Source organism: Pseudomonas corrugata (assembly GCF_050920615.1).
In the GTDB taxonomy this organism is placed as follows: Bacteria; Pseudomonadota; Gammaproteobacteria; order Pseudomonadales; family Pseudomonadaceae; genus Aquipseudomonas; species Aquipseudomonas corrugata.
Genome location: NZ_CP130434.1, coordinates 820469 through 833284 on the forward strand (window position 1 = coordinate 820469; position 12816 = coordinate 833284).

At 62.4% G+C, this 12816-nt stretch carries 12 protein-coding genes; 10 read left to right on the top strand and 2 right to left on the bottom strand.

Annotation, left to right across the window (positions count from 1 at the left end; genetic code table 11):
* Entirely contained in the window at positions 1-1041 is a 1041-nt protein-coding gene (motB, locus tag QZH45_RS03550; protein WP_024780811.1) for a flagellar motor protein MotB, read from the top strand.
* A 145-nt stretch (positions 1042-1186) separates the two neighbouring features.
* On the opposite strand, the gene rsgA is transcribed toward motB, so the two are convergent.
* Positions 1187-2218 carry a small ribosomal subunit biogenesis GTPase RsgA gene (gene rsgA / locus QZH45_RS03555; RefSeq protein WP_024780810.1) on the bottom strand — a complete coding sequence of 344 codons (1032 nt, stop codon included), beginning with the start codon at positions 2216-2218 and terminating at the stop codon, positions 1187-1189.
* A gap of 110 nt (positions 2219-2328) precedes the next feature.
* On the opposite strand from rsgA, the gene orn reads away from it, so the two are divergent.
* Positions 2329-2871, top strand: a complete 543-nt coding sequence (gene orn, locus QZH45_RS03560) for an oligoribonuclease (protein ID WP_024780809.1) — start codon at positions 2329-2331, stop codon at positions 2869-2871.
* A 210-nt stretch (positions 2872-3081) separates the two neighbouring features.
* On the top strand, positions 3082-3696 hold the full coding sequence (locus QZH45_RS03565) for a trimeric intracellular cation channel family protein (RefSeq protein WP_173668672.1): 615 nt from the start codon (positions 3082-3084) through the stop codon (positions 3694-3696).
* Here the strand turns inward: QZH45_RS03565 and queG are convergent.
* The gene (gene queG, locus QZH45_RS03570; RefSeq protein ID WP_055135982.1) at positions 3678-4757 is read right to left on the bottom strand and encodes a tRNA epoxyqueuosine(34) reductase QueG; all 1080 of its coding nucleotides are present in this window, start codon (positions 4755-4757) and stop codon (positions 3678-3680) included. The genes QZH45_RS03565 and queG overlap by 19 nt on opposite strands.
* Before the next feature lie 63 nt (positions 4758-4820).
* On the opposite strand from queG, the gene QZH45_RS03575 reads away from it, so the two are divergent.
* The 7 genes from QZH45_RS03575 (at position 4821) to hflX (ending at position 12756) form a co-directional block, all read left to right on the top strand.
* On the top strand, positions 4821-6320 hold the full coding sequence (locus QZH45_RS03575) for a bifunctional ADP-dependent NAD(P)H-hydrate dehydratase/NAD(P)H-hydrate epimerase (protein WP_055135983.1): 1500 nt from the start codon (positions 4821-4823) through the stop codon (positions 6318-6320).
* Positions 6308-6775 (top strand): tRNA (adenosine(37)-N6)-threonylcarbamoyltransferase complex ATPase subunit type 1 TsaE, encoded by a 468-nt coding sequence (gene tsaE, locus QZH45_RS03580; RefSeq protein WP_053194258.1) that lies wholly within the window; start codon positions 6308-6310, stop codon positions 6773-6775. Before QZH45_RS03575 ends, tsaE begins: the two co-directional genes overlap by 13 nt.
* Positions 6776-6778: 3 nt before the next feature.
* Entirely contained in the window at positions 6779-8209 is a 1431-nt protein-coding gene (locus QZH45_RS03585; protein ID WP_024780804.1) for an N-acetylmuramoyl-L-alanine amidase, read from the top strand.
* Entirely contained in the window at positions 8206-10119 is a 1914-nt protein-coding gene (mutL, locus tag QZH45_RS03590; protein WP_055135984.1) for a DNA mismatch repair endonuclease MutL, read from the top strand. Before QZH45_RS03585 ends, mutL begins: the two co-directional genes overlap by 4 nt.
* On the top strand, positions 10119-11090 hold the full coding sequence (miaA, locus tag QZH45_RS03595) for a tRNA (adenosine(37)-N6)-dimethylallyltransferase MiaA (protein ID WP_024780802.1): 972 nt from the start codon (positions 10119-10121) through the stop codon (positions 11088-11090). Before mutL ends, miaA begins: the two co-directional genes overlap by 1 nt.
* 91 nt (positions 11091-11181) lie before the next feature.
* Positions 11182-11442, top strand: a complete 261-nt coding sequence (gene hfq / locus QZH45_RS03600; protein ID WP_003186419.1) for an RNA chaperone Hfq — start codon at positions 11182-11184, stop codon at positions 11440-11442.
* 12 nt (positions 11443-11454) lie between these two features.
* Complete coding sequence (gene hflX / locus QZH45_RS03605; protein WP_024780801.1) at positions 11455-12756, top strand: ribosome rescue GTPase HflX; 1302 nt, start codon at positions 11455-11457, stop codon at positions 12754-12756.
* Positions 12757-12816: the final 60 nt, after the last annotated feature.

A 12816-nucleotide genomic window follows, 5' to 3' on the forward strand; every position in this document is an offset into this window, starting at 1 on the left:
ATGGAGAACAACCAGCCGATCATCATCAAGCGCGTCAAGCGCATCGCCGGCGGGCATCATGGGGGCGCCTGGAAAATCGCCTTCGCCGACTTTGCGACGGCGATGATGGCGTTCTTCCTGGTGCTGTGGCTGCTGTCCACCGCGACCCCGGAACAGAAGATCGCCATCGCCGGTTACTTCAAGGACCCGGTCGGCTTCTCCGAAAGCGGTACGCCCTACATCATCGACCTGGGCGGCTCGCCGACCCTGGCACCCGAGACTACCCTCAATCCCGAGGTCAAATCCCAGCCGCAGCCCGACAAGGTAACGGTGGATTCCGAGCAGGTCGAAGGCATGGCCGAGCAGGTCGAGCGCGAACGCCTGGAGTTGCTCCTGCAGGAGTTGCAGAACAAGGTCGACGAGAACCCGCAACTGCAGAAATTCAAGGATCAGATCCTGTTCGAGATCACGCCGAACGGCTTGCGCATCCAGATCACGGATGCCGAGAACCGGCCGATGTTCGATTCCGGCAGCGCCCGGTTGAAGCCTTATTTCGAAGACATCCTGCTGGCCATGGCCGACACCATCAAGGCGGTGCCGAACAAGATCAGTATCAGCGGTCATACCGACGCCAAGCCGTACATCGGCAAGGGTGACTTCGGTAACTGGGAGCTCTCCGCCAACCGTGCCAACGCGGCACGTCGTGCCCTGGTGGCCGGCAGCTATCCGGATGAGCAGGTGGCACGGGTGGTCGGGTATGCCTCTTCGGCATTGTTCGACCGCAAGGACCCGTTCAATCCGGTCAACCGGCGTATCGATATCGTGGTGTTGACCAAGAAGGCGCAGAAGGCCATCGAAGGCTCGCAGACTGACGATCCGGCACCGGACCCGGCCCAGGGCCAGGGTTCCCCGGGCGAAGCACCAGCGGCGACGCCTGGTGCTGCGGCTGATCCGAACGCCTTGCCGGCCGATCAGCAACCGGTGCCGGCCCACGAGTTGCGCGAGCGCCTGAACCTGTTCGACGACGCCGCACCGAAACCGGCGGGAACACCTGCGCAGTGATTGGGCTCGTGGGAGCAAAGCTTGCTCGCGATGCAGGTGACACGATTCAACTGCAAGACCGAGTCAACGTTCATCGCGGGCAAGCCTTGCTCCCACAGACGGGAGCAAGCTCCCTCGCCACAACTGCGCCCGGCTCACCTTCAGATCAATAACCGCTTTCCGGCAAGCTGGCGATGATCGAACGATAGCTGTTCATCCGTTGTTGCTGCACGCGGCCGTCTTCCAGTGCCTTGAGCAAGGCGCAGCCGGGTTCGCGATCATGCTTGCAGTCGCGGAAGCGGCAAGTGCCGATCAGGTCGTTGAACTCGATGAACCCGGCCTCCACATCGGCCCGGCTGACATGGCCCAGGCCGAACTCACGGATGCCTGGCGAGTCGATCAACTCACCGCCGCCCGGAAAGTGGAACAACCGCGCGGTAGTGGTGGTATGGGTGCCCTGGCCGGACAGCTCGGACAGCGGCCCGACGCGGGTTTCGACCTCCGGCAGCAGGCTGTTGACCAGCGAAGACTTGCCGACACCGGACTGGCCGACGAACACGCTGATGCGCCCGTCCAACTGCCGTTGCAGTTGTTCCATGCCATTGCCGTGGTGGGCCGAGACTTCCAGCACCGGGTAGCCCAGTTGCCGATAGACCGCCAGCAAGGCATTCAGCGCGGGGGCATTCTGCTCATCGATCAGGTCGAACTTGTTGAGCAGTAATAACGGGCGGATACCGGCATGCTCGGCCGCCACCAGATAACGGTCGATCAGGTTGGCGTGGGGCTCTGGCAGCGGGGCGAACACGATAACGATCATGTCGACGTTGGCTGCCACCGGCTTGAGCTGGCCCCGGCTGTCCGGACGACACAGCTCGGTGTGGCGCGGCAACTGTGCCACGATCACGCCAATACCCTGATTGCCGGCACGCCAGACCACCTGGTCACCGGTGACCAGCGCCGGCAGGTTCGCGCGCAGGTGGCAACGGAAGACCTGGCCGGCCAATTCGCCTTCACGGGCCTCGACCTCGACCTGCACACCGAAGTGCGCGATCACCAGGCCGGTCTGTTCGGGGCCAAGGTCGCCGCCTTCCAGGGCTTGCACCGCACTGGACTCGCGTTTTGCGGCACGGGCTGCGCGCTCGCCCTGGATCTTTTCGATGCGCCAGTTCTGACGACGATTGAGTTGGCGTTTGGCCATGGGTGTTCCGTATGAAGAAAATGCAGCGATTAGGTAAAACGGCGGCGAGTTTAGCACGCCCGCAGGCCTGCCTAGGCTAAACTGCGCAGCTACTCCGAGGAGCCCTTCTTATGCAAAATCCGCAGAACCTGATCTGGATCGACCTGGAAATGACCGGTCTGAACCCCGACACCGACGTCATTATCGAAATGGCCACCATCGTCACTGACAGTGACCTCAACACCCTGGCCGAAGGGCCGGTGATTGCGATCCATCATAGCGACGAGATTCTGGCCGGCATGGACGAGTGGAATACCCGTCAGCACGGCGGCTCGGGCCTGACCCAGCGGGTGCGCGAGAGCAAGATCAGCATGGCCGAGGCCGAGGCGCAGACCATCGCCTTCCTCGAGCAGTGGGTGCCGAAGGGCAAATCACCGATCTGTGGCAACAGCATCTGCCAGGACCGGCGCTTCCTCTATACCCACATGAAATCCCTGGAGAGCTATTTCCACTACCGCAACCTGGACGTCTCCACCCTCAAGGAACTGGCCGCACGCTGGGCGCCTGAAGTGCGTGACAGCTTCCAGAAGGGCGGTAGCCACCTGGCCCTGGACGACATTCGCGAGTCCATTGCCGAGCTGCAGCATTACCGCAAGCATTTCATCAAGTTCTGATTGTGCTGTGGCGCGGGATCCGTGGGAGCACGGCTTGCCCGCGATGAACGATGACACGGTCCTGCAGTGAATGGTGTTGCCTGCATCGCGAGCAAGCTTTGCTCCCACGGATCCCCTCGCCACAAGTTTGTGTGTGGCAGGGCAAACGGTTGCCCTCTTTTGGTGCTGCTCCGAACTGGCTAGACTGCGCGTCTTCCTGCAAGGACCGCCATCATGTTGTTGATGCTTTATCTGATCGCCATCACCGCCGAAGCCATGACCGGCGCCCTGTCTGCCGGGCGGCGGGGTATGGACTGGTTCGGCGTGGTGCTGATCGCCTGTGTCACGGCGCTGGGTGGTGGTTCGGTGCGGGACGTATTGCTCGGGCATTACCCGCTCACCTGGGTCAAGCACCCGGAGTACCTGGTGCTGACCACGGCTGCGGCGATGCTGACGGTGTTCCTGGCGCGCTGGATGCGCCATCTGCGCTCGATGTTCCTGGTGCTCGACGCCGTGGGTCTGGTTGCATTCACGCTCATCGGCTGCATGACGGCCCTGGAAATGGGACAGGGCATGTTGGTGGCATCGGTCAGTGGGGTGATTACCGGTGTGTTCGGTGGGATCCTGCGGGATATCTTCTGTAACGATATCCCTCTGATTTTCCGTCGCGAGCTGTATGCCAGTGTCTCGTTTGCCGCCGCGTGGTGTTACCTGCTGTGCGTCTACCTGGCATTGCCAAATGAACAGGCTGTGCTTATCACCTTGTTTGGCGGTTTCCTGCTGCGGTTGCTGGCGATCCGCTTCCACTGGGAAATGCCGAAGTTCGTCTATAACGACGAGGTCTGACGTTGCGCGTGTTGGCGTAGCGCCCACTCGACATGCTCGCGCACCAGTTCCGACGGGTAATCGCGCCGTGCCTCCAGTGCCTGAATCACTGGAATCGTTGACGGTGCGTTGCCCAAGCCTACCGCCAGGTTGCGCAGCCAGCGCTCGTAGCCGGCACGACGCAACGGCGAGCCTTCAGTGCTCTTGAGGAAGGTTTCCTCGTCCCACAGGAACAGTTCGGCCAGCCCGGCATTGTCCAGATTATGGCGTGGCTTGAAATCATTTTCTCCGGACGGCCGGGCGAAACGGTTCCACGGACAAACGATCTGACAGTCATCACAGCCAAACACCCGATTGCCGATCAAGGGACGCAGTTCTTCAGGAATGGCGCTTTTCAGCTCAATGGTCAGGTAGGAGATGCAGCGGCGGGCATCCAGTACATAGGGGCCGATGAAGGCATTGGTCGGACAGATGTCCAGGCACGCCGTACATTTCCCGCAGTGTTCGCTGGTGTGGGGCGGATCTACCGGCAGCGGCAAGTCGACAAACAGTTCACTCAGGAAGAAATAACTGCCGGCCTTGCGGTTCAGCACCAGGGTGTTTTTGCCGATCCAGCCAAGACCGGCCTGTTCGGCGATGGCTTTTTCCAGGACCGGTGCGCTGTCGACGAAGGCGCGGTAGCCGAAGGGGCCAATGACCGCCTGGATTTTTTCTGCCAGTTGCTGCACGCGTTTACGGATCAATTTGTGATAGTCGCGGCCCAACGCATAACGCGAGATGTAGGCTTTTTCCGGTTGGCCGAGCATCTGCGCCATGTGCGTGTCGCCCGGCAGGTAATCCATGCGCAGGGATACCACCCGCAGCGTGCCCGGCACCAGTTCTTCAGGGTGCGAGCGCTTGCTGCCGTGGGCGCCCATGTACTCCATTTCGCCATGGTAGCCTGCATCGAGCCAGCGCTGCAGGTGTTGCTCATGCTCGCCAAGGTCCAGTCCGCTGATGCCGACTTGCTGGAAACCCAGCTCGCGGGCCCAGTCCTTGATGGATTGGGCGAGGGCGGGGAGATCTGTGGGAATGGCAGGCATGAGGCGAGAGAAACCAGAGCTGAGATGCGTATAATTCTGCCAGACATCGGAGCCTGAAGACGCATGCCGCACACTAAAGATGATTTTCCCGACGCACTGTACAGTGCCGCACAGGTCCGGGCCCTTGACGCACAGCTGATTGGGGCCGGCACCACCGGCTTCGAATTGATGCAGCGAGCAGCGCGTGCCACCTGGCGGGCGATCGTTCGGCGTTGGCCTGATGCCAGCGAGCTGACCGTGCTCGCCGGCCACGGCAACAACGCCGGCGACGGCTACCTGGTGGCAACCCTGGCCCGGCGTGGGGGATGGTCGGTGCGGGTACTGACGGTAGGCGAGCCCCGACGCCTGCAGGGCGACGCCGCCAACGCCCATGCCGAAGCCGTCGCGGTCGGTGTGCCGGTGGAACCGTGGTCGGATGAATCCGAGTTGCGAGGTGTGTTGCTGGATGCGTTGCTCGGTACGGGCTTGAGCGGCGAGGTTCGCGAGCCTTACATCCGGGCTATCGACACGATCAACGTCAGTGGTCTTCCGGTCGCTGCGGTGGACATCCCCTCGGGGCTGTGTGCCGATACCGGTCGGGTGTTGGGCACAGCGGTGACCGCCGATCTGACCGTGACCTTCATTGGTCTGAAGCTGGGCCTGTTCACTGGCGATGCAGCGGACCGGGTCGGTGAACTGGTCTTCAACGACCTCCACGCCGATCCTGACATCGTTGAGGCGGCGCCGGTCAGTGCCCGATTGCTCTCACCCCATAATCTGCCGCGCCTGGCGCCGCGCGCGCCAACTTCCCACAAAGGCTCGTTCGGGCATGTGCTGTTGATCGGCGGCGACCGTGGATTCGGCGGCGCTATCCAGATGAGCGCCGAAAGCGCCCTGCGTTGTGGCGCGGGCATGGTTTCCATGGCGACCCGCAGCGAGCATGTCAGCGCTGCGCTGACTCGTTTGCCGGAAGTCATGGTGCAGGGCACTCATTCGGCGAACCAGCTGATGGGGTTGCTCGAGCAGGCCGCAGTGTTGGTGGTCGGGCCCGGGCTGGGCAAGGCTGCCTGGGGCCGCAGTCTGTTGTCGGCGGCGGCGAATGCGCCGTTGCCACAGGTGTGGGACGCCGATGCACTGAATCTGCTGAGTATCGGTGTGGTCAGTTTGCCCGAAGGCTGCGTGATTACCCCGCATCCGGGCGAGGCTGCCCGGCTTCTGGAGATATCCACGGCCCAGGTTCAGGCCGATCGCCCGGCCGCCGCCCAGGCGTTGAGCAAAAAATACACGGCCACGGTGATTCTCAAGGGTGCCGGCAGTCTGATTGCCAGCCCGGACGGTCGCCTGGCCATTTGCAGCCAGGGCCACCCCGGCATGGCTACCGCTGGTCTGGGGGATGTGCTGGCCGGGGTGGTCGGCGCCTTGCTGGCCCAGGGGCTGGCGGGCTTCGAGGCGGCGTGCCTGGCCGTGTGGTTGCACGCCAACGCCGGTGCGCAAGCCGGTCGGTCGGGGCGGGGACTGGCGGCAACGGATCTGATTCCGGTCATTCGTCAGTTGTTGGAGGAGCAATCACCTTGTCTGAAGTAACCCTGTACATGGCTGACGAGCAAGCCATGACGGCATTCGGTGCCTGCATCGCGCGCATCACGGCTGGCCACGGCCTGGTTTTCCTCGTCGGCGACCTCGGCGCGGGGAAGACCACCTTGTCCCGGGGCATCATTCGCGGTCTCGGACACGTTGGCGCGGTAAAAAGCCCTACGTTCACATTGGTCGAACCCTATGAGATCGGCGACATCCGCGCGTTCCATTTTGACCTGTATCGATTGGTGGACCCCGAAGAACTGGAATTCCTCGGCATCCGCGATTATTTCGAGGATGACGCCTTATGCCTGATCGAATGGCCCGACAAGGGTGCAGGCTTTTTGCCAAAGCCTGACCTGACCATTACCATTGGCGCGCAGAACGGCGGGCGTTCGCTGAAACTGACGCCGCAAGGCTCGCGAGGCGAGTCGTGGTGTGCCGCGTTGGCACTGGAAAACTAATTGATGATGGGGTTTGGTATGCGCTTTCGCGCGGTGGTTGCTGTCGTAGGACTGTTGCTTACGGCACTGGCCGTCGATGCTGTGGCCGAGACAAAGGTCAGCAGTGTTCGCCTCTGGCGGGCGCCGGATAACACTCGACTGGTGTTCGACCTGACGGGCCCGGTGCAGCACAGTGTGTTCACCCTGACGGCCCCGGATCGCCTGGTGATCGACATCAATGGCGCATCCCTTGGCGCGCCGTTGAACGTGGCTACCGCCAATACGCCGATTACTGCGATACGTTCGGCCCAGCGTACGCCTACCGATCTCCGGGTGGTCGTCGACCTGAAAAAAGCCGTGACCCCGAAAAGCTTCACCCTTTCCCCGAATGCCCAGTACGGCAACCGGTTGGTGGTGGACCTGTTCGACAACCCGGCCGACGCCGCACCGCCGCCACCGGCGCCAACCAATGTCGCCACGATCCCGGCGGTTCCGGTCACGCCGGCCGAGCCTGCGATCAAGCTGCCCCCGGCTCCTTCCGGCAAACGCGACATCATTGTGGTGATTGATGCCGGTCACGGCGGTGAAGACCCGGGTGCCTCCGGCTCGCGCGGCCAGCATGAAAAAGACGTGGTGCTGTCCATCGCCCGCGAGTTGCAGCGCCAGGTCAATGGCATGAAAGGCTTCCGTGCCGAACTGACCCGTACCGGCGACTACTTCATTCCATTGCGTGGCCGTACCGAAATCGCCCGCAAGAAGGGCGCCGACCTGTTCGTTTCCATCCACGCCGACGCAGCCCCTTCGGCGGCGGCCTTCGGTGCCTCGGTGTTTGCCCTGTCCGACCGTGGTGCTACCTCCGAGACCGCCCGTTGGCTGGCCGACAGCGAAAACCGTTCCGACCTGATCGGCGGCGCCGGCAATGTCAGCCTCGACGACAAGGACCGCATGCTTGCCGGTGTGTTGCTCGATTTGTCGATGACGGCCTCGTTGACCTCCAGCCTGAACGTCGGGCAGAAAGTCTTGAGCAACATTGGCCGCGTCACGCCGCTGCACAAGCAGCGCGTCGAACAGGCCGGGTTCATGGTGCTCAAGTCGCCGGATATTCCGTCGATCCTGGTGGAAACCGGCTTCATCTCCAATTCCAAGGAGGCCTCCAAGCTGTCGTCCTCCAGCCATCAACAAGCATTGGCCCGGTCCATCAGCAGCGGCGTGCGCCAGTTCTTCCAGCAGAACCCGCCGCCGGGCACCTACATTGCCTGGCTGCGCGATTCCGGCAAGATCGTCCAGGGGCCGCGGGACCACAGGGTCAGCGCTGGCGAAACCCTGGCGATGATCGCCGTGCGCTACCAGGTGTCGCCCGCGACCCTGCGCAGCGTCAACAACCTCAAGAGTGATGACTTGAAGATCGGCCAGACCCTGACCATTCCCGGCAACGAAGTGGCGTCCAAGCAATGAGCGATGAAGTGATCGGCAGCAACGCGCGCATTGAACTGCTCAGCCCGCGGCTGGCGAACCAGATTGCCGCTGGTGAGGTGGTGGAGCGCCCCGCGTCGGTCATCAAGGAATTGCTGGAGAACAGCCTCGACTCCGGGGCCAAGCGAATCGATGTGGATGTCGAGCAGGGTGGCGTCAAGTTGCTGCGGGTGCGCGATGACGGTGGCGGTATTTCTTCCGACGACCTGCCGCTGGCCCTTGCGCGTCACGCCACCAGCAAGATCCGCGACCTGGAAGACCTCGAACGGGTCATGAGCCTGGGGTTTCGTGGCGAAGCGCTGGCCTCTATCAGTTCGGTGTCGCGCCTGACACTCACCTCCCGCACCCGTGATGCCGAGCAGGCCTGGCAGGTCGAGACCGAAGGACGGGACATGGCGTCTCGCGTCCAGCCTGCGGCCCATCCGGTGGGCACCTCGGTGGAAGTGCGCGACTTGTTCTTCAATACTCCGGCCCGCCGCAAGTTTCTCAAGGCCGAAAAGACCGAATTCGATCATCTGCAGGAAGTCATCAAGCGCCTGGCCCTGGCGCGTTTTGACGTAGCATTCCACTTGCGCCATAACGGCAAGACCATTCTCAGCTTGCACGAGGCCCGTGACGACGCGGCCCGTGCTCGCCGTGTGGGCGCGGTGTGCGGCGCGGGCTTCCTGGAGCAGGCGTTGCCCATCGAGGTGGAGCGCAACGGCCTGCACCTGTGGGGTTGGGTCGGGTTGCCGACCTTTTCCCGCAGCCAGGCGGATTTGCAATATTTCTACGTGAATGGCCGGGCCGTGCGCGACAAGTTGGTGGCCCATGCGGTGCGCCAAGCCTATCGTGACGTCTTGTTCAACGGCCGGCATCCGACCTTCGTGCTGTTTTTCGAGGTCGACCCGGCGGTGGTGGACGTCAACGTGCATCCGACCAAGCATGAAGTGCGCTTCCGGGACGGACGCATGGTGCACGACTTCCTCTACGGCACCTTGCACCGCGCCCTCGGTGACGTGCGTCCGGAAGACCAACTCGCGGCACCCGCTGCGGTGGCGGGGATGGTTCGTCCAACAGGGCTGGACGCCGGCGAGTTCGGGCCCCAGGGTGAAATGAGCCTGGCGGCCAACGCCTTGCTCGAACAGCCTCAGGCCCAACCGACCTACAGCGGTGCCAACAGCGGCGCCGGCGGTGGCTATCAGTACCAGTACACGCCGCGCCCGCAATCGAACGTGCCGGCGGCCGAAGCCCAGGCGGCCTATCGAGAGTTCTTCAAACCTTTGCCGGAAACCGGGGCGACGGCATTGCCCGACGGCCAGGGTGATATCCCGCCGCTGGGTTATGCCCTGGCGCAGCTCAAGGGCATCTATATCCTTTCGGAGAACGCCCAGGGTCTGGTCCTGGTGGACATGCACGCGGCCCACGAGCGGATCATGTACGAGCGGCTGAAGATTGCCATGGCCAGCGAAGGCCTGAGCGGCCAGCCGTTGCTGGTGCCCGAATCCCTGGCTGTCAGCCAGCGCGAAGCCGATTGCGCCGAAGAACATGTGGGCTGGTTCCAGCGCCTGGGCTTCGAGTTGCAACGCCTGGGCCCGGAAACCCTGGCAATCCGGCAGATCCCGGCCTTGCTCAAGCAGGCCGAGGCCAATCGACTGGTCAGTGATGTGCTGGCGGACCTGATGGAGTACGGCACCAGCGACCGCATCCAGGCGCACCTGAACGAATTGCTCGGCACCATGGCCTGCCACGGCGCGATCCGCGCGAACCGGCGTCTGGCCTTGCCGGAAATGAACGGCTTGCTGCGGGACATGGAAAACACCGAACGCAGTGGCCAATGCAACCATGGTCGGCCGACCTGGACCCAGCTGGGTCTGGACGACCTGGACAAACTGTTCCTGCGTGGTCGTTGATGAGCCAACTGCCCCCCGCGATTTTCCTGATGGGCCCGACCGCCGCCGGCAAGACCGACCTGGCCATCGAGTTGACCAAGGTCCTGCCTTGTGAGCTGATCAGCGTCGATTCGGCACTGGTCTACCGTGGGATGGACATCGGCACGGCCAAGCCCTCGAAGGAGCTGCTGGCGGAGTTTCCCCACCGGTTGATCGATATCCTGGATCCGGCCGAAGCCTACTCGGCAGCGGATTTCCGCCGTGATGCCCTCCAGGCCATGGCCGACATCACCGCGCGGGGCAGGATTCCCCTGCTGGTGGGCGGGACGATGCTGTATTACAAGGCCTTGATCGATGGACTGGCTGACATGCCGGCGGCCGATCCCGAAGTGCGCGCACAAATCGAAGAAGAGGCGGCGCGCCTCGGCTGGCAGGCTCTGCACGAGCAATTGGCGGTCATCGACCCTGAGTCGGCGGCACGTATTCACCCCAATGATCCGCAGCGCCTGAGCCGGGCCCTGGAGGTTTATCGGGTCAGTGGCCAGAGCATGACCGCCCTGCGCCAGCGACAATCTGCGCAAAGTACTGAAGCAGCCGCTTCGGGACTGCAACAATTACCCTATACTGTCGCGAATCTGGCCATCGCCCCGGCGAACCGGCAAGTGCTGCACCGTCGAATTGAACAAAGATTCACATTGATGTTGGAACAGGGATTCATAGACGAGGTCGTAGCCCTGCGTGAGCGAAGTGACCTGCATGCCGGGTTGCCGTCTATACGTGCGGTGGGTTATCGACAAGTCTGGGATTACCTGGACGGCAAGCTGACGTCAGCCGAGATGAAGGAGCGTGGGATCATTGCCACGCGCCAGTTGGCGAAGCGCCAGTTCACCTGGTTGCGCAGCTGGAGTGACCTGCATTGGCTCGACAGCCTTGATTGCGACAATCTGCCACGCGCCTTGAAATACCTGGGGACCGTCTCCATATTGAGCTGAGTCCTTGCAATTGCCGTCTATCCTTGGGGGTGTGACGGCCAAAGCCATCTGATTCCGATTTTTATTATTGATCCTTAAAGGAGTGCGGCACATGTCAAAAGGGCATTCGCTACAAGACCCTTACTTGAACACTTTACGTAAAGAGAAAGTTGGGGTGTCCATCTATCTGGTCAACGGGATCAAACTGCAAGGCACGATCGAGTCTTTCGACCAGTTCGTCATCCTTCTGAAAAACACCGTCAGCCAGATGGTCTACAAACACGCTATCTCGACAGTCGTGCCGGTTCGTCCAATTCGTCTGCCAAGCGCAACCGAATCCGAAGGCGGTGACGCTGAACCGGGTAACGCCTGATAGGAGTCTCCTTTGTTCTTTGAGCGCCACGGTGGTGGTGAGCGGGCCATTCTCGTTCACTTGGATGGACAGGACCCTGAGGCGCGCGAAGACCCGCAGGAGTTTCAGGAGTTGGCACTTTCGGCCGGCGCCGAGACCGTCGCGTTTTTCAACGTGCCGCGTCATCGGCCAACCGCCAAGTTCCTGATCGGCAGCGGCAAGGTCGAGGAGCTGCGCGATCTGGTCAAGGCCGAAGAAGCCGATCTGGTGATCTTCAATCACATCCTCACGCCCAGTCAGGAGCGTAACCTCGAACGCGTATTCGAGTGTCGCGTGATCGACCGTACGGGCCTGATTCTCGATATCTTCGCCCAGCGCGCCCGTACTCATGAAGGCAAGCTCCAGGTCGAGCTGGCCCAACTCGAGCACATGAGCACGCGGCTGGTGCGTGGCTGGACGCACCTTGAGCGGCAGAAGGGCGGTATCGGTTTGCGCGGTCCGGGTGAAACCCAGCTGGAAACCGACCGGCGCCTGCTGCGGATTCGCCTGCGCCAGATCAAGGGGCGCCTGGAAAAGGTCCGCAGCCAGCGCGAGCAGTCGCGGCGCGGCCGCAAGCGCGCGGACATCCCGACGGTTTCCCTGGTGGGCTATACCAATGCCGGTAAATCGACACTGTTCAATAACGTGACCCAGTCGGATGTCTACGCTGCCGATCAGTTGTTCGCCACCCTTGACCCGACCCTGCGCCGGCTCGAACTGGACGACCTCGGGCCGATCGTGCTGGCCGACACCGTGGGTTTCATCCGCCACCTGCCGCATAAACTGGTCGAGGCTTTCCGGGCTACGCTCGAAGAGTCGAGCAACTCCGACCTGCTGTTGCATGTGATCGATGCCGCCGAGCCGGACCGGATGCTGCAGATCGAGCAGGTCATGGTGGTGCTCGGCGAGATCGGAGCCCAGGACTTGCCGATCCTGGAGGTATACAACAAACTCGATTTGCTTGAAGGCGTGGAACCACAGATCCAGCGCGATGCCGATGGCAAGCCGCAGCGGGTCTGGTTGTCGGCGCGGGACGGTACCGGCCTCGAGTTGCTCGAACAAGCCGTGGCGGAACTGCTGGGTAGCGACCTGTTTGTCGGGACCCTGAAGCTGCCACAGCGGTTTGCCCGCCTGCGAGCCCAGTTCTTCGAGCTGGGCGCGGTGCAAAAAGAAGAGCATGACGAGGAAGGCGCTTGCCTGCTGGCGGTTCGCCTGCCGCGGTCGGAGCTGAATCGGCTGGTCAGTCGTGAAGGGCTGCAACCGATGGAGTTCATCGAGCAACACACTTTGCAATAAAAGCCTGAGAAAGCTGTGTCAGGCATTCTGTAGCATTGGCCGGCGCGCCGTGGGTGCGTC